Source organism: Ruegeria sp. AD91A (genome assembly GCF_003443535.1).
Lineage (GTDB): Bacteria > Pseudomonadota > Alphaproteobacteria > Rhodobacterales > Rhodobacteraceae > Ruegeria.
In genome coordinates this window covers 3,531,252-3,550,000 of record NZ_CP031946.1, presented here as the reverse complement: position 1 = coordinate 3,550,000, position 18,749 = coordinate 3,531,252, and the positions used below count along the sequence as shown (strand labels likewise).

The window sequence follows — 18,749 nt, the reverse complement described above, 5'->3', positions numbered from 1 at the left end:
AACCTGCGAGGCGATTGCGCCATGAGCCTGATCGTCCACCAGATCGGCCCGACTTGCACCATCCAGGACCAGGGGCGCATTGGTTATCTGGACCAGGGCCTGTCCCGGTCTGGTGCTGCCGACACACTGGCCCTTCGTGAAGGGGCCGCATTGCTGGGACAGAGCCCGGAACTCGCCGCGCTGGAAATGGCCGGAATGGGTGGCGAGTTTGAGGCCACACAGAACATGCGCATCGCTTTGACTGGTGCGCGGATGCAGGCCAGTATTGATGGCAGCCCCGTGGCCTGGAACGCCTCGCATCGCTTGGAGCCCGGACAACGGCTGATCATCGGTGCGGCCCTGCAAGGCAATTACGGCTATCTTCACTTGGGGGGCGGTATCGATTCAGAGGTTTTTCTTGGATCTAGATCAGCGCACCTGACGGCACGGATCGGGCGAGCAGTGCAGCCAGGCGACAGGCTGACATGTGGTCCGGATGCAGGCGACGCAGGTTTGAAACTGACCCCTTCCGAGCGCTTCTCGGGTGGCGTGTTACGCGTCGTAGCCAGTTTTCAGACGTCCTTGTTTGATGACGCAACGCTTGATCGATTTGTCCACACCTCATTCCATCGTGGCGCCCGCGCCAACCGTATGGGAATGCAAGTGGACAGTGACGGAGACGGGTTCGCGGCCACTGGCCAACTGAACATCTTGTCCGAGGTGATCACCCCGGGCGACATCCAGATGACCGGAACCGGAGACCCGTTCATCCTGTTGCCTGAATGCCAGACCACAGGAGGGTACCCTCGCATCGCGACCGTTTTGCCCTGCGACATGCCCCGCGCAGCGCAGACGCCCGCTGGCGGAGCGATCACGTTCGAATTTGTGAGCTTGGATCAGGCCACCGATTTGCACTCGGCATTCCTGGCGGATCTTGCCCGCCTGCCCTCAAAAGTCGAGGCGCTGGTGCGTGACCCGCATGACATCCCGGACCTGTTGTCCTACCAATTGATCAGCGGAGTGATCTCTGCCACCGACTGAGGAGATGTGCCGATGCCAAGCGTCGATCTGAATGCCGATATGGGGGAAAGCTTTGGCCCATGGAAAATGGGCGATGACGAAAGCCTTCTGAAAATCATCACCTCCGCCAATATTGCCTGCGGCTTTCATGCAGGTGATCCGGATGTAATGGCATCTACAATGAAGCTGGCGGCCGAGAATGGTGTCGGCATCGGCGCGCATCCCGGGTTTCCCGATCTGCAAGGTTTTGGTCGCCGGAACATGAAGCTGTCCCAAGGCAACCTGTGCAATCTGGTGCGGTATCAATTGGGTGCGGCGATGGGCGTGGCCAGAGCGGTCGGCACTAAAGTACGGCACCTGAAATTGCACGGAGCACTGGCCAATATGTGTTCGGTTGATATTGATATGGCGCGGGCCTGCTATCAGGGCGCGCTGGACGTCGACCCTGACATCATCGTGATGGTTCTTGCCGTGACGAAACAGGAAGACGCCGTGCGCGAGCTGGGCTGCAATTGGGTGGGCGAGATCTTTGCCGACCGCGCCTACAATGACGACGGAACATTGGTTGACCGCAGCCTGCCCGGAGCCGTGATCCACGACGCGGATGTCGCAGGACCACGCATCCTGAACATGGTGCGTGAAGGCGCCATCATTACCGAAAGCGGCAAGCGGCTGGAGACATCCATCGACACGATTTGCCTTCACGGGGACGGACCGACTGCCGTTCAGATTGCCCGCTCAGTTCGTGAAAGCCTGATCGGGGGCGGTGTAGAGGTGACGAAATTCACCCGCTGAACATCATGCGTTAACACCAGCAGCCCAATTTTACGACTGTTGCCCGTGCAGGTCTCAGCGCTTAGCATGACGGGCAAACGCATATTCTGAATACCATAATTGCAAACAATGCATTGACCCACAGCGGGCACGTGCAAGGAGGTCGTGGAATGTCATTTGATCTGATGTCTTATCAGCCCCGAGGCGACAAGAAGAACTCGGACTTCTTCAATGAATACCTTCCGAAGATATATCAACGCCGGACAAGCTCGGGCGTCACGGATCAGGTTGGCGCAATGAAAGCCATTATCATTCAGGTCGAACCCGGTGCGCTGTTCGACACAATGGTCGAGCTTTACGTGATGACGCCTTATCGGCACACCGCCAGCTATCTGGGGCAGACCCACAGATTTTCGGTTCTGCATTCGCATCCCGACTATCCCGCGCTTATCCTGATGGCCCCGCTCAGCCCCGGATTTGAAGATTTCATCCCCCGCATCAACCGCATGTACCCGCTGGCGCGCAACATGCCTCAGACGCGTTATGTAGGTGAGGTTTTCGCTGCCAGTGATCTGGACGCGCTGACCGGAGCACTTGAGGATCAGAACATACGCTTCGAGTATTCCGGCGACACCGAGAACCCGTTCTACACATCAGACGGATTCCGATTCACCACGCCGTCGGACTTTACCTGCAACCGGGTTGGGTATTCGCCCCACGACTTTAACGACACCGACAGTCTGGGCCTTGGGGATCGCGTGTTGCTGAGCAATACGGAACAGGCCCGTCTGGAACGGGCCGCCGCCTTCGGAACCGAAAGCAGGATCGCCCCGCTGATGCTGGGAATCGACCATCTTGCGACCCGGGTGCTGGCGGGTGAGCGCGAGGATGCGATCCTCGAATTCCTGACCATGGTGCCCTACTATTTCTGGGGTGCTTACAACATATTCGACATGAACTCATCGACCAACGTGAACCGCAGCGGCAACGTGGACGATGACAAAAAGTCTCCGGCAAAGGTTTTCACCGCAAACAACACGCCATCTTTCGTCAATTCCTTCGCCAAACTGCCAATGCCGACCGAAGATTTCGTGCGCAATTTTGGCCGCCGTCTACACCACATGGCCGTAGAGATTCAGGATGGCGATCACGGCGCCGGGGAAAAGAACGTCGATTTCGTGGTGAACACCCTGAAGGACAAGGGCGTGCCGTTTCTAGCCCATGTGGTGGGTGAGTGCAAAGATGACCCGAACCTGAAACAGATCTTCTCGAAACACTCGAAGCACACCCTGCTGATTACCGAGTATATCGAGCGGTGTCACAAATACGACGGGTTCTTCACCAAGGACAACGTCGCCGCCCTGACGGCTGCCGCCGGACAGGATGAACAATACCAGCACGGTCACGTATTCGACTGAAAAAAAGGCTGCGGAACACCGCAGCCCAGACCCGTTCAGGAGAGAATATGCCGAACCTTATGACGGCCCGATCATGAAACAGGTGACGTTGCGGGCCTGCAGACGACGACAGGCCAGATCAGCCTGTTCGCGGGTCATGCCCTGAAAGGTTGCATCGAAACCACGCGAGTTTTGGTTTACCTTGCGCAGCGTGCCTTCCAGCGTGGTCATTTCCGACAATGCAGTCTTCAGCAAAACCTTCTCGGCCTCGTACCGCGTGGTGTAGCGACCCACATTGACGCCCCACAGGTGACCACCGGACGAGGACAGGCGGGTGACGACCTCCTGCTCGGGCTCTGGCTGTTTGGAGGTTTCGGTCGACGCCAGCACCAGATTGTCCGGACGCAATGCCGGACGGGTATCAGAGGTTTCGACAGGCGGGGCAGTAGGCGCGATATCCGCTTCGGCAATGGCCGCCGCAATACCGCTGGTGATGCGATCGCTGTTCTGATCGGCTGCCGCCGCAACAGCACTTGCCACCTGCGTTGCCGCAGTTGGCCGTACAATCGGGCGCAGGCTGGATTTTGGCGCGCCGCTCACACTTGCCACCTGCGTATTGCCACCCAGCCCGGTATTGCCCGCATAAGCGGGGCGTGCCGGTTTGCGAATGGGTGCGCGCGACGGGGCACGACGGAAACCCATATCCAGAAGCTCTGCAACCTTGGCGTTGCGCGAGGCACCGGATTTTCCACCAAAGACGGTTGCGATGATGCGCTCGTCCTTGCGTTTCGCCGACGCCACCAGATTGAAGCCCGCCGCACGGGTATACCCGGTCTTGATACCGTCAGCCCCTTTGTAGGCGGCCAGCAAGCGGCGATTGGTGTTGGGAACGGTCTTAATCCCAGCATGCGTCGATTGCCGCGAGAACAGGTTGTAATACTGCGGGTAATCATACAGCAGATGCCGCCCCAGCGTGGTCATGTCGCGCGCGGTGGACAGGTGCCCCGACTCGGTCAGACCATGGGCGTTCTTGAAGGTCGTGCGGCCCATACCCATTGCTTTCGCGGTCCGGGTCATGCGCCGCGCAAAGGCCGCCTCGGACCCGCTGATGGCAATCCCGATGGCGGTGGCCGCATCATTGGCCGATTTTACGGCTGCCGCACGGATCAGATACCGGAATGCAATCGTCTGACCCGAGCGCAGGCCCAGCTTCGACGGCGGCTCGGCCGCTGCCTTCTTGGTGATCCGAACTTGGGTATCCAACGTGATTTCACCGTTTCGCACGGCTTCGAACGCAACATAAAGCGTCATCATTTTGGTCAGCGACGCCGGATGCAACCGAGTGTCAGCGTTACGCGAATGCAGAACCTCTCCGGTTCGGGCATCGATCACCATCGCAGCGTAGGGTGCCGCCATGGATTTGAGCGGCGCAAACGCCAGCACACTTAGCAACGCTATAAGGAATAAGCCCATTCGGGCCGGAACTGTCCGCCGAATCTGCACGGTATTTGCCTCTGTCTGCCTCGCGCCGCCGGGTTTTCCCGGTCAGCAAATTTTGTTTTATTATCGTTCAGACTATCACAGAGACCTAGTGAAATAAACCGAAAGCTGAACATTTCGCGGTTTCGTTACGCCGCCCGAACAGGGCTATATCTAGACAGATACTGCCCAAAGCACACCAGATGCGCGATTGAGGCAGAACTGGGTCAACACCCGGCAGGGTTTTTGTGGAACTGCGGCCAAAAGGCAACATCACTTCAGGCCGCGCACCAGATCGACCAGATCGCCCAAATCCCTCAACTCCCGGAATCGGGGACTGTCGACCGGGGCTTCAGCATGCTCCACCTGCCAGACAAGGCCGTGCGGGACATGAACCCCCCAGCTTCCAGCCTGAATCGGAGCCACAACGTCAGATCGCAGGGAATTGCCAACCATCATCGCACTCGCCGGGCCGTCACCGTGTTGGTCAAATATGGACCGGTATGTGTCAGGGGTTTTTTCAGACACGATCTCCACCGCATCGAACAGATCGCCCAGACCCGACTGAGCCAGTTTGCGCTCTTGATCGATCAGATCCCCTTTGGTGATCAAGACAACCCGGCACAAGTCGGTCATGCCTTCCACGGCTTCGCGGGCATGGGGCAACAGCTCGATCGGATAGGCCAGCATTTCTTGGCCGGCTTCGATCAATTGGCGAATGACCGAGGCCGGAACACGGTCGTCAGTGACCTCGATAGCAGTTTCGATCATCGATAGGACAAAGCCCTTGATACCATAACCGTAATGTCGAATGTTGCGCTTTTCGGCCGCCAGAAGCCGCTCCATCAGATGGTCCCGGTCGGCATGCTCGGCCAGCAATTCAGCAAAATGCGCCTGCGTCAGCTGAAAAAACCGCTCGTTGTGCCAAAGGGTATCATCCGCATCGAAACCGATTGTCGTCAGCCTGTCAGTCATCTTGTTTACGTCCGCTTGCTCTTTTCACCGGCCATCCCCACGTTATATAAGCGCGGAGATAAACCCCAAGCCTGAATCGGACCGTTGCCTACGATGCTGGAAAAGACCTGGATGATGTCTGACGAACCGGACGACGACAGCGACGCGTCCGTCCTGCTGCAGACGCGCCCTAAAACCAAGCGTCCGCCTTTGTACAAGGTGCTGTTACTGAACGACGATTACACGCCGATGGAGTTCGTGGTTCATGTGCTGGAACGTTTCTTTGGCATGACCCATGCGGAAGCGTTCGAGATCATGCTGACCGTGCATAAAAAAGGTGTAGCCGTCGTCGGCGTCTTCAGTCATGAGATTGCCGAGACCAAAGTTGGCCAGGTGATGGATTTTGCCCGCAGGCACCAGCACCCGCTGCAATGCACCATGGAACGCGAAGAATAAGGCTTTTCGCCTGACGCTCACCCACTTTCTGCCGGAATAGCCCATGTCCCCTCGCCTGGAACTTGCATTGCAAAACGGCCTGTCGCTGTCGCTGCCTCTTAGCGTGATCTGCCCCGTGCCAGGCCATGATTTGTCAGTGCTTCCCCAGGGGGCGCAGGTGGTGCAACCGTTCAAACCTTTTCACGACCATTTTGCTGCGCAGGGCTTTGACACGGTGCCAGAAACAGACGGCCCCTGTCAGGATGCCATTGTGTTTTTGCCGCGCGCCAAGGCGCTGGCGCGGGCGATGATCCATCTGGCCAGTTCACGAGCCCGAGGCGTTGTCGTGATCGATGGCGCAAAGACCGACGGTGTGGACAGCATTCTGAAAGATGTACGCAAAAGGACCTCGGTCGAAGGGCCTCTATCCAAAGCCCACGGTAAAATTTTCTGGTTTCAGGCTGACACACAGACCTTCGCAGATTGGGCCGCGCCAAAGACGCAGATGGTCGATGGATACCACACGGCACCAGGTGTGTTTTCAGCCGACGGGATTGATCCCGCTTCGGCCATGTTGCTGAACGCCTTGCCCGCCAAGCTGGGGCCTCACGTGGCGGATCTGGGTGCAGGATGGGGGTATCTGACCGCAGAGATCCTGGAGCGCGACACTGTGAAATCCGTGCACCTTGTCGAAGCAGACAACCTGGCCCTCAACTGCGCGCGTATCAACGCATCTGACCCGAAGGCCCGGTTTTATTGGGCCGACGCCGTCACCTGGACTGCGCCAGAGCCTATAGACACGGTGGTGATGAACCCTCCGTTTCACACCTCACGCAGCGCGGATCCAACGCTGGGTCAGGGGTTCATCATCGCTGCCGCGCGAAATCTGACCCGCAACGGGACCCTATGGATGGTGGCAAATCGCCACCTTCCATACGAGACAACGCTGAACGAACAATTCACTCAGGTCAATGAAGTCGCCGGCAACAACCGGTTCAAGGTGTTTCAGGCCACTCGCCCTCGACGCTAAGGCTCGCTAACCTGCCCCCAATTCAGGAGGATTCGTATGTCCTTTTCCATCGCAGGCAAGACAGCAATCGTTACAGGCGGGGCCAATGGCATCGGACTGGCCATAGGACGGCATTTCGCAGATGCGGGCGCAAACGTCATGTTCGCCGATATAGATGAAAAAAGCCTGGTCGATGAGGTTGGGGAACAGGCAGAGGACGGCAATATTCGCTACTTCGCAGGCGATCTGCGCGAAAAGCTGACCATTGCCAATTTACTGTCGGCAACACTGGATGCGTTTGATCAGGTGGATATTCTGATCAACGGGGCGCGCCAAGTGATCCAGTCTGATCCGCTGGACCCTGATGATGACTCGATGCGCACCTTGCTGAACCAGAACCTGATGCCTGCCCTGCGGCTCAGCCAACTGGTCGCAAAGCGTATGATCAAACAGTCCGGGGATGACGATGAAAGCCCGGCAGGATCGATCATCAACCTGTCTTCAATCGCAGCCCGGCGCACGCATCCGGACCTGATGGCCTATTCCGTGTCGACCGCCGCGTTGGATCAGTTGACACGTTCACTGGCCGTGGCGCTGGCGCCGAACCGCATCCGGGTCAATTCGATTGCGCTCGGCTCGGTCATGAGCGCATCCCTGCAATCGACGCTGAAAGAGAACCGAGACTTCCGCGACGATATCGAAAAGCACACACCGCTTGCCCGCATCGCGTCGGCCACCGAATTGACGGAAACCGCGCAGTACCTGGCATCGGATGCAGCCGGATTCATCACCGGCCAGATCCTGACAATCGACGGCGGCCGCACATTGCTTGACCCTGTTGCCGCACCCGCGCATTAAGACCCATGTTCGAAAAAGAAAAATCCACCGCCTCTGCCTGGTTCCGCCAATTGCGCGACGACATTGTTGCCGCGTTCGAGGCGTTGGAGGACAGCCACGATGCCGGCCCGTTTTCCGACATGAAACCCGGCCGGTTTGAAGTGAAGGAAACCAAACGCCAGTCCGAGGACGGCTCTGACGCAGGCGGCGGTCTGATGTCCGTGATGCGCGGCGGGCGTGTGTTTGAAAAGGTCGGGGTCAATGTCTCGACAGTTTACGGGACCCTGGGCGAGCGTGCACAACAGGCAATGGCAGCACGCAAAGGCATTCCCGGGATGACCGAAGACCCGCGTTTCTGGGCCTCGGGGATCAGCCTCGTGGCGCATATTCAGAACCCGCATGTTCCAGCGGTGCATATGAACACTCGGATGTTCTGGACCCCGCACGCCTGGTGGTTTGGTGGCGGATCAGATCTGAACCCCTGCATCGAGTATGATGAAGACACGGCGCATTTCCACGCGACCCAAAAGGCTCATCTGGACCCGCATGGCCCCGGACATTATCCACGTCTGAAGGAGTGGGCAGACGAGTATTTCTATATCCCCCACCGCAAACGCGCACGCGGCGTGGGCGGTATTTTCATGGATGATTATTGCACCGGAGACTGGCAGGCGGATTTCGCCCTGGCGCAGGATATCGGTCGGGCATTCCTGCCGGCTTTCCTGCCATTGGTTGAAAAACGGCGTGTACAGGGTTTCTCGGACTCCGACAAAGACACTCAGTTGGTGCATCGCGGTCTTTATGCGGAATACAATCTGGTCTATGACCGCGGCACTAAGTTCGGACTGGAAACCGGACATGACCCGGACGCGGTTCTGATGAGCCTGCCGCCGTTGGCGAAATGGGTCTGACGCTTAGAACGTGTCCATGATGAAATTGTCATAGCAGTAGTTCTGCGCCGACGACGCCGACATATTTGCCCCAACTTTCCTGACGGTGATGGAATACCCGGGCTTGGTATCCGCCCCCGGCGGCGGGGTCAGCGAGAATTGCACGGTCCGGACACCGGGTTCATAGGCGCGCCAGATATAGATCCGCTGGTTGTTTGGCACGCCCAGCGAGCGGATCGCATAGTCCCCGATCCCACACCAATAGTTCACGGGCGCCGACGATCCGATGGCCTTGACCTCATAGACACCGTCCGGCATCGGAGTGATTTCCGTGCGAAATTGCGGTCGAACGGACAGACCGAACCCAACAGCCTCGGCCATTGCAGGTATCAACAAAAGTGCAGCAGCAGCGAAAGACTTTACTAAACGCATAATCCAGATATCCCGAAACAAGGGGCCGATACCAATAACATAGCCGGGACGACCTGCGAGTAAAGCGGGACATGCCAACGAACCTGTAACACTGACCACAACAGCGAATTAATTCTACTCAAATTGCAGGAAAGCATTACACTCTCTGTAAACTTTTGGGTCCCGTTACACTGTTGGGCATTTCTTTGAGCAAGACGTTTCCAAAAGACTGGTTTGATTTCCCGCCTGAGAAATACTCGGATCTGGGCGCAATGTTCTATCTGGCAGGGCTGACGACAACACATCAGAAACGCAGTCTGGCACAGGTTTTGTATGCGTTCGAAACCCCGTTTCGCCTGGGCCAGTACCATATCTTCCGACAGAGCGGATTCCCCCGAGGCTTTGTCACGTTCGCCGGGCTCAGCCCCGAGGTCGAGCACCGCTATGCAGTAAAAGGAAAACCCCTCACAGACGCGGATTTCACCAGCGGACCCTCTTTCTGGATCATCGATCTGGTGGCCCCGTTTGGACAGACCAGCCAAATTGTTGATATCCTCAAGCAGGAGATCCCGCACCAGCGTGTGCGCACCAACCGGATGGACAGTGACATGACACGCAATCGGATTGTCGAATGGACGCGGGATGAAGCAGGCGAAGTTCACATGCGCCTGTATCGAAAGAAGGAATTTGAACGCGTGTTGCAGCAAGGCGAGGGTTAATTGGTTTCAGTTCCGATCACAGGCGAACTGACCGGGGATGTGACTGGTTTCCCGCCCAACGTGGAGACGGGACAACCCACGTTGGACAATGGAAACTTCAATCCGGTCACACAAACCTGGACGATAGCGGCACAGCCCGCCAACGGAACCGCCTCGATCGACCCGAACACAGGAGAGTGGACCTATACCGTCGACCCGACATTTTTCGATGGTCTCGACAAAGGCGAAGTTGTCTTCGATTCTTTCTTCATCAGCGTCTCGGGTACAACGCAAGTCGGCCCATTCACCCTTCCATTCACCGGCACACCGGACCCGGTGGAAGTGGTCATCAGGATTGAAGGCGTCTGTTTTGCAGCCGGAACTCTGATTGAGACTGAAAACGGCCCAACTGCGATTGAAACGCTGGAGGTAGGTCACAAGGTGGCTACCGAGGATAACGGTCTGCAACCCATCCGCTGGATCGAAAGCAGTACGATTCCACGCGAACGATTATGCGATGAACCTGTTATGCGCCCCGTTCGTATCTCGGCGGGCAGTCTGGGGCCGAACGAACCCTCTCGCGACCTTCTCGTGTCGCAACAGCACAGAATTCTGGTAAAGGGCCCGAAGGTCGAGTTGCTTTTCAGCGCATCCGAAGCCCTGGTTGCCGCCAAACACCTGTGCGGATGGCCCGGCATTGGCATCGATACATCTGTTGAAGCCATCGAATATCTCCACGTCCTGCTGGACCGACACGAAATCCTGAGCGCCAACGGAGCGCTGGCCGAAAGCCTGTTTCTGGGGGAAGAGGCGCTGTATACCTTGTCCTCTGACGCGTTGCGGGAGCTGGCCGCAATATTCCCGGACAGGCCGACCCCGGGTCATACCGGGTTCGGGCGCGCGGCTCGTCTGATACTGCGCGAACACGAAGCCCGCGCCCTCGCCCGAGACTAACTACCGGCCACAATATGTCCGCCGACATCCTGCGGGGCCAATGCAACCGTCTTGATCACCGCATGACATGTGCTGCCCGGTTGCAGGTTAAGGGCCGCAACAGATCGACGCGTGACCCGCGCCAGCACATTGCCCGCCGGGGTCCTTACGGACACGATCGCACCAGGTCCCTCGCCCGACCGGATCTCTTCGACAGTGCCGCTGAGCACATTCAGCGCCGAAAGCCCCTCGGGTTTTTTGTTCGACAGGATCACTTCCTGCGCAGGAATACGAATACGCAAGTTAGCTCCGATCTCATGCGCAATGCGAGGCAGAAACAACCGTGCGCCATTGGCATTCAATTCCGTCAGCCCATCGGAATGATGCTTTGCAACCTGAACCTGCAACACGGCCCCGACGGCACGGACACCCGTAGGGGCCACAGACGGGTCGGCAAGAACTTCGGATGCGGGCCCATGACGAACGGCCTTGCCATCCTGCAACGCAACGACGGACGTTGCCAATCGGGCCACTTCAGCAGCCGAGTGCGTCACATAGAGGATCGGAACCGAAACCTCATCCCTGAGACGCTCGAAATAGGGCAGGATTTCCGCTTTTCGCCCATCATCCAGTGCCGCCAGAGGTTCATCTGCCAGGATCAATCGCGGGCTTGCCAACAAGGCCCGCCCGATGGCAACACGTTGTTTCTCACCGCCTGACAACCCGGCAGGTCTGCGGTCCAGAAGATGATCGATGCCCAGCATGTCGATGACCCTGTCGGGGTCTTCGCGTCGTGTATTCTTCGGCGCGAACCATCGCCCATAAGCAAGGTTCTGACGCACGGTCAGATGAGGGAACAACCGCCCTTCCTGAAAAATATATCCCAATCGACGCCGATGCGGCGGCAGCCAGAGTCCCTTTTCCGTGTCGAACAGAACCCAGCCATCCACAGACACACGTCCCGCCTCGGGCCGCAGCAACCCTGCGACTGCGTTGACAATGGTGGTCTTGCCCGATCCGGAGCGCCCAAAAAGCACTGTTACGCCGGGGGGTGCATCAAAACTGACGTCCAGATCTATCCCTGACAGATGGTGGTGCAACCGAACAGACAGGCTCATGATCCGGCCACCCGCGCGGCGGCGCGGCGTCCCACATATTCTGAAAGCAACAACGCGCTCATCGCGATGACGATCGAGATCAGAACCAGCCGCGTCGCAGCGGCCTCGCCGCCTGGAACCTGCAAAAAGGCGTAAACAGCCGAAGGCAATGTCTGCGTCTGACCCGGAATATTGGACACGAAAGTGATCGTCGCACCGAATTCACCCATGGCCTTAGCGAAAGCCAAAATAGACCCGGCTATGACCCCTGGTAGAATCATCGGTAAGGTCACAGTAAAAAACACCATCGGGCGCGACGCGCCCAGTGTTGCTCCTGCCTGCTCCAGCTTCGGGTCCACCGCTTCGATCGACAAACGTATCGCCCGGACCATCAAAGGGAAGGCCATGATTCCGGCGGCAAGGGCTGCACCTGTCCAGCGAAAGGCCACTACGATCCCGAACTCGGCCAAGATCCGCCCCAGTGGCCCTTGAATGCCGAAGGTCAGCAACAACAGGTATCCGGTGACAACCGGCGGCAGGATCAGCGGCAAATGCACCAGACCATTCAAAACCTGTCGCCCGGGAAACCGCCAGCGGGCCAGAGCGTAAGCGACAAATATCCCAAACGGCAAAGTCGCCAGCGTCGCCCAAAAGGACACGCGCAGTGAAAGTTTCAAGGCTTCAACTTCTGCAGGCCCTAACCAATCCAAGGCAATCACCTGCCCGGCAGGGTAAATCCCTGCTCCAGAAATACAGCCGTGACAGCATCCGTCTTCAGGTGTTCAAGGAAAGCGTGTGCTCCTTCTTTTGCATTGAGGGTCAGTGCCGCAGGGTAAATTATCGGTGGATGCAGGTCGGCGCGGAAAGTCGCAACGACCTGGACCCTTTCCTCCACCTTGGCATCTGATTGGTACACGATCCCCAATGGCGCGGCCCCTGCTGCCACCAGAGCCAGCGCAGCGCGAACATTGTCGGCCTGCGCCACCTGATTCCGCACAGCTTCCCACTGGTTCAGACTCTGCAAAGCCGCTTTGCCATAAATCCCGGCAGGCACCGCATCAACCAGTGCCATGGCCAGATAGCCATCTTTCAATTCCGCCCTGAGGTCATAGCCCGGTTGGATTTCGCCCATTTCGACACGATCATCAGACCCGATCAGAACCAGACCGTTGCCCAGTAAATCCACTCGAGAATCTGCCCGAATTAGACCATCCTGCTCCAACACATCCATCCAATCCGTGTTGGCCGAGACAAACATATCCGCAGGTGCGCCCTGCTGAATCTGCCGCGCCAGAACCGACGAGGCCGCATAAGAAACAGTAACTCTCTGGCCGGTCTGGTTTTCATACCCCACCACAATTTCATCCAAAGCGGTCTTGAGGCTGGCCGCTGCAAAAACCAGAATGCCTTCGGCACCGGCCCTGATTGGGGCCAGCGCCAATATGCCAAAGACCAGTGCCACCATCCAAAATCGGCGGCCGAAGGATAGGGTCATGTATATTCCCGACCGGATCGTTTCAGTTTCTCCGGGAATATCGGACGCCACAGGTGGCGCGCAAGCGCCTTTGGCCATTTAAACATGATGGGTCGAAAGTTCAGCGCGACATTTGCTGTCGATCTGCCTGGAATTGGGTTGCACACTCCTTGACCTGAGGGGGGTCCTGAGTACACGTATGTTCAGTCGACCGCTCATACGATGCAACGTTGGTCGGCTGCTGATCAAGGAATACAAGAAAATCTTCCAGACCCTCTTGCGCCCGCCCGCAGGCTTGGCTAAATGCAGCGTCACGGGTGATTAGCTCAGTTGGTAGAGCGCTTCGTTTACACCGAAGATGTCGGGAGTTCGAGTCTCTCATCACCCACCATTCTTTCCCCACATTGTATCAAGGTCTTACGCGACTAGCACCTTTTGCTGTGCTGCGCATGAAACTGTGTCCGCTGCGCCTCCGCTGCACTTAGACAGAAAAGATGTCTCCAACACAGGAGATATGGGCCATGCCAACAATCGTAAAACGGCCTAGTGGAAAGTGGCAGGCGACGGTTCGGAAGGACGGGCAATCCCGATCCAAGTCATTTCTAAAGCGTGCTGATGCGACTAAGTGGGCTCGTGAGACGGAGTTGAGCGCCGACAGGGGATTGCTAACCCCAGACCTCAGTGTGAACGCATCCGAGATGACACTTGGTGAAGTGTTGCGAAAATACCGAGATTACATCACGAGCGAGAAACGGTGCGCGGACAATGAAAGTTATGCAATCAACGGGTTCCTGCGTAAATGCTCCAAGTTAGCCAGCAGGAAGGTCGGCAAGCTGCGATCCGCTGACTTTACCCACTATCGTGACCAGCGCATTAAATCCATGAAGGCGGCGACTGTGGTGAGGGAACTGGGTTGGTTGCAGCACGCCCTTGATGTCGCCTGTGAGGATTGGGGGCAGAACCTGCCACAAGGAAACCCGGTCAAGCCTGTCCGAAGACCAAAGATTGATAACCGCCGCGAGAGGCGATTGCATGAAGGAGAATGGCAGGCTTTGTTGGGTGCAGTGAACCAAGCTCGGTCTCCGCTGATGAGGCCATTGCTGACGCTTGCTTTGGCGACCGGGATGCGCCGAGGGGAATTGCTGTCGATACAATGGAAGCATGTAGACCTTGAGCGTCGGACAGTGTTCTTGCCCCAAACCAAAAACGGTCGCGCCCGTACAGTGCCTCTCAGCCCGAATGCCGTTGCCGTTTTGATGGACCTGCCACGCGGGAACGACCGGTGTTTGCCCCTGTCTGGTAATTCTGTGCGATTAGCCTTTGAGCGCCTCAGGCACCGGGCAGGCGTGGTAGACCTTACATTTCATGACATTCGACACGAGGCGGTGTCCCGCTTTGTGGAAAGCGGATTATCGTTGGCGCAAGTCCAAATGATCAGCGGACATCGGGATTTGCGGATGCTGATGCGTTACACCCACCTGCAGACCAATGACATCGTGGCAAAGTTGGCAGCCGTCGAACATGCGTAAATCGGCGTGATGCTGTGCAGGGTGGTCGTAGTCTCTCGATGCGTCAGTTTTTGACCACCCTACTCCATATCAAGCGACAACGCCGCTCCCCGATCTTTTTGGCTGTCCGTGGCTGGCTTTCTGTCCCGCACACATTTGGAAATGGCATTAACCCTTCCTCTTGTGAACACACAGGCGCTAACCCTCCGTTTTGTGAACTAACAAGCGTTACCACTGCCTCATTCGAGCAAAACCCCTCCCTCAGTTGAGCATACAGGTTTCGCTTGGTCATTGTTGATCGGGTCACTTAGACGACTTGGCCTTCCTTTACTCCAATGCGAGTGGAGTAAGTAGCAAGTAAGCATAAGTAAATAAACACTAAATCACGATGACCTGTAAGCAAAGGTACTAAAAAGAGGGCTTTTGATCCCTCTAGTTTATCCATTGCGTGTTCACCGGGATTTCCTCCCAGTCGCCCCAACGGGGCAATTCCATTTGCTCGGTATCCAACAGAGCACATTCCCCAAACTGGTCCAATGGACCAAACACAGGAGGTTTGAATGCCCCACATCACTATTGTCGACAAACCTTGTGGGTATGGCAAATCCACAGAAATCAACCGCAACTTCAAGAAGCCGGAAAAATACATAGCCGTTGTTCCGTATCTAAGTGAGGTGGAACGGTTCATCAATGGTGCCCGAACGGGTTCCGATTTCATTCTGACACAGCCTATTTGCAACGGCGGCAACAAACGCGATCACTGCGAAAAGTTGATCCGGGCGGGTAAGTCAATTGCTTGTACTCATCAACTATTCTACCGGCTCGGAACTCTGGCGACCCAGAGTACCGGCGTTGCGAGATGTACTGAGTTCGACAGCGACGGCAAACCAACCATCGAAGTCGATCACTTACTTAGTGGATACAACCTCATCATCGACGAGGTCGTAAATCCCTTCGAGGTGGACCAAACAGTCCGAAAGGTTGACTTTGACACAGCTTACCTAGGCCTTGGCATGGCAAAAGAGGAGCCTGACGGTCGAATTGTTCCAACGGAAATGTGGGATGAACTATACCGAAAAGGGAACAAGACTTTTGACCGATCCCTCTATGACAAAGCCAAGTCGGGTGCACTGTATCGCATAAGCGAGAAGCTGTTCGTCCTCGCCATTCCCAAAGAACTCTTGCTCAAGCCCAAGTCCGTGACGATTTACACGTACCTTTCGGAAGGATCGGTGCTGCTGCAGTACCTGCAAAAACTGCAGAAAGAGCATCCCGGCTCCTTCACTTTGGATGTGCAGCGTCTGGATAAAGAAGTCGAGGCAGCGTGGCGAGAAGATGTTGCTAACGCGCTGACGGTATTACCCATACCGGAACTAAAGAACCAAAAGTGGACACACTGCGCTCAGCTAAAGACGATCAAAACGCACTCGCAGTGCTCCTCGATTGGTCACAAGCTACGCAAGTTCAAAGCAAGAGAACTGTATGGCGTAGACCCCAAAACGGTCATGCTGACGTGTGCACGCCGCCTGTGGCATGACGCTGAGACCGGACAAAAGCCAAAGGCAGGTAGGCTCTCAAGGCATACGCGCATGTTCGGGCGCGCCTTGAAAGAAGAGGTGTACAACAAGGACACTGAGGTCTTTGATGCAATGTGGACCACAGACGGTGTTAGCTTCGTACCCAACACCACACGTGGGACCAATGCCCACATAGGGTGCACCACAGCGGTGTACCTATATGACCAAAACCCCAATCCACAACTTCTCACGTTCCTTGGCATGAAACGCGACAGCAACGAAGCTCAAAGGTTCTCTGACGCCTATGCGTTGACCGAACTGGTGCAGTGGCTGTTCCGATCCGCAATACGTGTCGGAGGCCTTAACGGTGCGGGGCGCGCCTACACGCCAAGGCATCGTGTAACGCTCTACATGCCATCTCAGAGAATGCGGAACCTACTGCTGAACTGGCTGCTATCCGGTGAGGTCAATAGTGGACAGGTTTGTGCCAAAGGGCATAGGCAGAATGAGTTGCTTTCCCGGTTGGAGGGTCGTCAGGTGGCGGCAGCAGCATAATGCCGTTTGACATAGCATCGGAACCGACGTTCCTCACTCGTAAGGAGGCCGCCCTGCGCGGCCTTTCTCGTTTCTGGACGGTTCGTCCGTGCAAGTTTGGGCACCTGGCTGAGCGCTACGTCAGCAATCGCCAGTGCGTTCAGTGCAACGCTGAGAACACGGTCGAGCGGGATCGGAGGTGTCGAGCAATCGATCCATCTTACCGTATGTTCAGGTCAGTACAGAACCGGTCAGGTCAGATATTGAGGGGCGAGGCCAGCCCGTCTCGGGCAGTCGGTTGCTCGCATGCGGCCTTAAAGCGGTACATAGAGGCACGCTTCACAGACGGCATGACATGGGATCGGTATGGTAAATGGGAGGTGGACCATATTACCCCTCTCTCAGCTGCACGGTCTTTGGAACACCTCATCGAACTTTGCCACTACAGCAACCTGCAACCTCTTTGGAAGCGGGACAACCTAGCAAAGGGCGGGGCGTAAGCCTCGCCCGTGCGGGAAGTAATCTGTCTTCTTTCGGTAAGCCCCCAATAATCTAACGCGAATAGAACCCATCACGAAGCTCTTGCCTTAGGCGCAGACGCTCGGGGTACTCTTTCAGAAATAGTTCGGTCGGTTTGCCCTCCCAAACTTGCGCATAAACTCGCATCTTGTTACCGCCATAAATCTTCGCAAGGTCCTCATTGGAATAACCCCTCGCCCAAAGGTCATCGGTAATCGCCGCAAGGATTTTGGCAAGTTCACCGTTGCCAGTGGCCCCTTTGTTGAACGCATCGATCATGTAGCCGCCGTCGTCGTACATGCTTGCGTTTGCAGTTGCGAACTGTACGACTAGTTCAGTCGAGAACATGTCGTCTGTCGCGATCCCAACATGGTCGACCCCCACAAGTTGGACATAGTAGTCGATCATATCAGCAGCTTGCTCGGGTGAGATATCCTCGGGCCAAACACCGTCCATCATCCATTCGGTGAAGGTCGGAGAAATATAGCCGCCCGATTTGGCTGCACGCAGCGCCTCGTCGTCGGGAATGGCCCGATAACAACCGCGTGTCGTGGCATTGGGTTCGTTCGCATAAAGCCCAGCTGGGACAGAGTGCGTATAGACATATGGCACGCCGGGATAGTTTTCATCCATGTAGTCCATGGCGTCGTTGGCCGTTTTGGAGCCCGTGTGGCTTAGGTCTAGCAGGATGCCGAACCGCACCATTTCATCGATGACCGACTTCCCCCAAGGCGTAAGACCAATGTCGCGCCCGTTATAGGCCGCCAACTGCCCCGATCCGGTTCGAAAAAAATCATTGTATGCCAGGATCATACTTTTGATCCCCATATCCTTTAGCAATGCCATTTTCTTAAGATCGCCATTCAGGATTGTGGCAGTTTGGCTGTTCCAGATGACGGCTGTCTTGCCTTGGATGTGGGCGGCTTCGATATCTCGGGTTTCATTGACGATCAGGTAGTTTTCCGGTTGTTGCGCCATGGCTGAGCGAAAGTGATAGTGCTGCTCTAGCAGGGTTTCAAACGACATATCCGCAGCTGCCAGCGTCATCTCGTGTCCCGTAATGCCGTTGTCCCGAGCCCGCGCGAAGTAGATATGAAGCTGGTCGTAGTCGGTCCAACCAGTGCCGTAGGGGCTGGCCAACATGCCGAGGACGATTGTGTCTTGCACGAATTGCTTCGCCTCTTCTGACCCATCCCAAGTCTTGCTTTCCTCGCCGGCGTGTAGTGCGCCACCAAAATTGATCGCTATGGCGCATGCGGCCAACAGGGTCTTCATGACAGAACC

The 18,749-nt window shown here is 56.6% G+C and carries 19 protein-coding genes and 1 tRNA gene (1 of these 20 only partly in view); 13 read left to right on the top strand and 7 right to left on the bottom strand.

Annotation, left to right across the window (positions count from 1 at the left end; translation table 11 throughout):
* The 4 genes from D1823_RS17890 to D1823_RS17875 all read left to right on the top strand — a co-directional run.
* A protein-coding gene (locus tag D1823_RS17890; protein ID WP_117872353.1) for an allophanate hydrolase subunit 1 crosses the window boundary here: on the top strand, positions 1-25 show its 3' portion. It extends 725 nt beyond the left edge of the window; the window shows 25 of its 750 coding nt (coding positions 726-750); its start codon lies beyond the left edge, outside the window; the stop codon is at positions 23-25.
* Entirely contained in the window at positions 22-1,020 is a 999-nt protein-coding gene (locus tag D1823_RS17885; protein ID WP_117872351.1) for a biotin-dependent carboxyltransferase family protein, read from the top strand. The genes D1823_RS17890 and D1823_RS17885 overlap by 4 nt, the downstream gene beginning before the upstream one ends.
* A 12-nt stretch (positions 1,021-1,032) precedes the next feature.
* Positions 1,033-1,794 carry a LamB/YcsF family protein gene (locus D1823_RS17880; protein WP_117872349.1) on the top strand — a complete coding sequence of 254 codons (762 nt, stop codon included), beginning with the start codon at positions 1,033-1,035 and terminating at the stop codon, positions 1,792-1,794.
* 149 nt (positions 1,795-1,943) lie between these two features.
* The gene (locus D1823_RS17875) at positions 1,944-3,191 is read left to right on the top strand and encodes a hypothetical protein (protein WP_117872347.1); all 1,248 of its coding nucleotides are present in this window, start codon (positions 1,944-1,946) and stop codon (positions 3,189-3,191) included.
* A gap of 57 nt (positions 3,192-3,248) precedes the next feature.
* Here the strand turns inward: D1823_RS17875 and D1823_RS17870 are convergent, their stop codons facing one another.
* Together D1823_RS17870 and D1823_RS17865 are read right to left on the bottom strand one after the other, a co-directional pair.
* Positions 3,249-4,643, bottom strand: a complete 1,395-nt coding sequence (locus D1823_RS17870) for a D-alanyl-D-alanine carboxypeptidase family protein (protein WP_117872345.1) — start codon at positions 4,641-4,643, stop codon at positions 3,249-3,251.
* A gap of 279 nt (positions 4,644-4,922) precedes the next feature.
* Positions 4,923-5,624: an HAD family hydrolase gene (locus tag D1823_RS17865; RefSeq protein WP_117872343.1), complete on the bottom strand. Its 702-nt coding sequence runs from the start codon at positions 5,622-5,624 to the stop codon at positions 4,923-4,925.
* Positions 5,625-5,717: 93 nt separating this feature from the next.
* Between D1823_RS17865 and clpS the strand changes: the two genes are divergently transcribed.
* From clpS to hemF, 4 genes are read left to right on the top strand one after another with little or no spacing between them, the layout of a single operon-like run.
* Complete coding sequence (gene clpS, locus D1823_RS17860) at positions 5,718-6,059, top strand: ATP-dependent Clp protease adapter ClpS (protein ID WP_117872341.1); 342 nt, start codon at positions 5,718-5,720, stop codon at positions 6,057-6,059.
* Positions 6,060-6,102: 43 nt separating this feature from the next.
* A complete protein-coding gene (locus tag D1823_RS17855) occupies positions 6,103-7,068 on the top strand; it encodes a class I SAM-dependent methyltransferase (RefSeq protein WP_117872339.1) in 966 nt (321 codons plus the stop codon).
* Positions 7,069-7,104: 36 nt separating this feature from the next.
* Positions 7,105-7,905, top strand: a complete 801-nt coding sequence (locus tag D1823_RS17850; protein ID WP_117872337.1) for an SDR family NAD(P)-dependent oxidoreductase — start codon at positions 7,105-7,107, stop codon at positions 7,903-7,905.
* 5 nt (positions 7,906-7,910) lie between these two features.
* Complete coding sequence (gene hemF, locus D1823_RS17845; RefSeq protein WP_117872335.1) at positions 7,911-8,795, top strand: oxygen-dependent coproporphyrinogen oxidase; 885 nt, start codon at positions 7,911-7,913, stop codon at positions 8,793-8,795.
* Positions 8,796-8,798: 3 nt separating this feature from the next.
* Here the strand turns inward: hemF and D1823_RS17840 are convergent, their stop codons facing one another.
* On the bottom strand, positions 8,799-9,206 hold the full coding sequence (locus tag D1823_RS17840; protein ID WP_117872977.1) for a hypothetical protein: 408 nt from the start codon (positions 9,204-9,206) through the stop codon (positions 8,799-8,801).
* 185 nt (positions 9,207-9,391) lie between these two features.
* Between D1823_RS17840 and D1823_RS17835 the strand changes: the two genes are divergently transcribed.
* Together D1823_RS17835 and D1823_RS17830 are read left to right on the top strand one after the other, a co-directional pair.
* Positions 9,392-9,904 carry a toxin-activating lysine-acyltransferase gene (locus D1823_RS17835; RefSeq protein WP_117872976.1) on the top strand — a complete coding sequence of 171 codons (513 nt, stop codon included), beginning with the start codon at positions 9,392-9,394 and terminating at the stop codon, positions 9,902-9,904.
* On the top strand, positions 9,905-10,837 hold the full coding sequence (locus tag D1823_RS17830; RefSeq protein ID WP_117872333.1) for a Hint domain-containing protein: 933 nt from the start codon (positions 9,905-9,907) through the stop codon (positions 10,835-10,837). It begins immediately after the preceding gene.
* Here D1823_RS17830 and modC read toward each other — a convergent pair.
* From modC to modA, 3 genes are read right to left on the bottom strand one after another with little or no spacing between them, the layout of a single operon-like run.
* The gene (modC, locus tag D1823_RS17825; protein ID WP_117872331.1) at positions 10,834-11,934 is read right to left on the bottom strand and encodes a molybdenum ABC transporter ATP-binding protein; all 1,101 of its coding nucleotides are present in this window, start codon (positions 11,932-11,934) and stop codon (positions 10,834-10,836) included. The genes D1823_RS17830 and modC overlap by 4 nt on opposite strands.
* Entirely contained in the window at positions 11,931-12,623 is a 693-nt protein-coding gene (modB, locus tag D1823_RS17820; RefSeq protein ID WP_117872975.1) for a molybdate ABC transporter permease subunit, read from the bottom strand. The genes modC and modB overlap by 4 nt, the downstream gene beginning before the upstream one ends.
* Positions 12,624-12,628: 5 nt before the next feature.
* Positions 12,629-13,408, bottom strand: a complete 780-nt coding sequence (modA, locus tag D1823_RS17815) for a molybdate ABC transporter substrate-binding protein (protein ID WP_254683758.1) — start codon at positions 13,406-13,408, stop codon at positions 12,629-12,631.
* Positions 13,409-13,702: 294 nt separating this feature from the next.
* On the opposite strand from modA, the gene D1823_RS17810 reads away from it, so the two are divergent.
* From D1823_RS17810 to D1823_RS17800, 3 genes are all read left to right on the top strand, one after another.
* Positions 13,703-13,778, top strand: a tRNA-Val gene (locus tag D1823_RS17810).
* Between the two features lie 130 nt (positions 13,779-13,908).
* Positions 13,909-14,916, top strand: coding sequence for a site-specific integrase (locus D1823_RS17805; protein ID WP_117872329.1), 1,008 nt, complete (start codon positions 13,909-13,911; stop codon positions 14,914-14,916).
* Positions 14,917-15,455: 539 nt separating this feature from the next.
* Positions 15,456-16,967 (top strand): hypothetical protein, encoded by a 1,512-nt coding sequence (locus D1823_RS17800; RefSeq protein WP_117872326.1) that lies wholly within the window; start codon positions 15,456-15,458, stop codon positions 16,965-16,967.
* 531 nt (positions 16,968-17,498) lie between these two features.
* On the opposite strand, the gene D1823_RS17790 is transcribed toward D1823_RS17800, so the two are convergent.
* Positions 17,499-18,740 (bottom strand): dipeptidase, encoded by a 1,242-nt coding sequence (locus tag D1823_RS17790; RefSeq protein ID WP_117872323.1) that lies wholly within the window; start codon positions 18,738-18,740, stop codon positions 17,499-17,501.
* Positions 18,741-18,749: the final 9 nt, after the last annotated feature.

Excerpts from the sequence above, each read along its gene's own strand:
- D1823_RS17800 (WP_117872326.1), top strand. The coding sequence starts at position 15,456 with ATGCCCCACATCACTATTGTCGACAAACCTTGTGGGTATGGCAAATCC.
- D1823_RS17880 (WP_117872349.1), top strand. The coding sequence starts at position 1,033 with ATGCCAAGCGTCGATCTGAATGCCGATATGGGGGAAAGCTTTGGCCCA.
- modC (WP_117872331.1), bottom strand. The coding sequence starts at position 11,934 with ATGAGCCTGTCTGTTCGGTTGCACCACCATCTGTCAGGGATAGATCTG.
- D1823_RS17870 (WP_117872345.1), bottom strand. The coding sequence starts at position 4,643 with ATGGGCTTATTCCTTATAGCGTTGCTAAGTGTGCTGGCGTTTGCGCCG.
- D1823_RS17790 (WP_117872323.1), bottom strand. The coding sequence starts at position 18,740 with ATGAAGACCCTGTTGGCCGCATGCGCCATAGCGATCAATTTTGGTGGC.
- D1823_RS17850 (WP_117872337.1), top strand. The coding sequence starts at position 7,105 with ATGTCCTTTTCCATCGCAGGCAAGACAGCAATCGTTACAGGCGGGGCC.
- modA (WP_254683758.1), bottom strand. The coding sequence starts at position 13,408 with ATGACCCTATCCTTCGGCCGCCGATTTTGGATGGTGGCACTGGTCTTT.
- D1823_RS17855 (WP_117872339.1), top strand. The coding sequence starts at position 6,103 with ATGTCCCCTCGCCTGGAACTTGCATTGCAAAACGGCCTGTCGCTGTCG.
- D1823_RS17840 (WP_117872977.1), bottom strand. The coding sequence starts at position 9,206 with ATGCGTTTAGTAAAGTCTTTCGCTGCTGCTGCACTTTTGTTGATACCT.
- D1823_RS17875 (WP_117872347.1), top strand. The coding sequence starts at position 1,944 with ATGTCATTTGATCTGATGTCTTATCAGCCCCGAGGCGACAAGAAGAAC.
- D1823_RS17805 (WP_117872329.1), top strand. The coding sequence starts at position 13,909 with ATGCCAACAATCGTAAAACGGCCTAGTGGAAAGTGGCAGGCGACGGTT.
- D1823_RS17885 (WP_117872351.1), top strand. The coding sequence starts at position 22 with ATGAGCCTGATCGTCCACCAGATCGGCCCGACTTGCACCATCCAGGAC.
- clpS (WP_117872341.1), top strand. The coding sequence starts at position 5,718 with ATGCTGGAAAAGACCTGGATGATGTCTGACGAACCGGACGACGACAGC.
- hemF (WP_117872335.1), top strand. The coding sequence starts at position 7,911 with ATGTTCGAAAAAGAAAAATCCACCGCCTCTGCCTGGTTCCGCCAATTG.
- D1823_RS17865 (WP_117872343.1), bottom strand. The coding sequence starts at position 5,624 with ATGACTGACAGGCTGACGACAATCGGTTTCGATGCGGATGATACCCTT.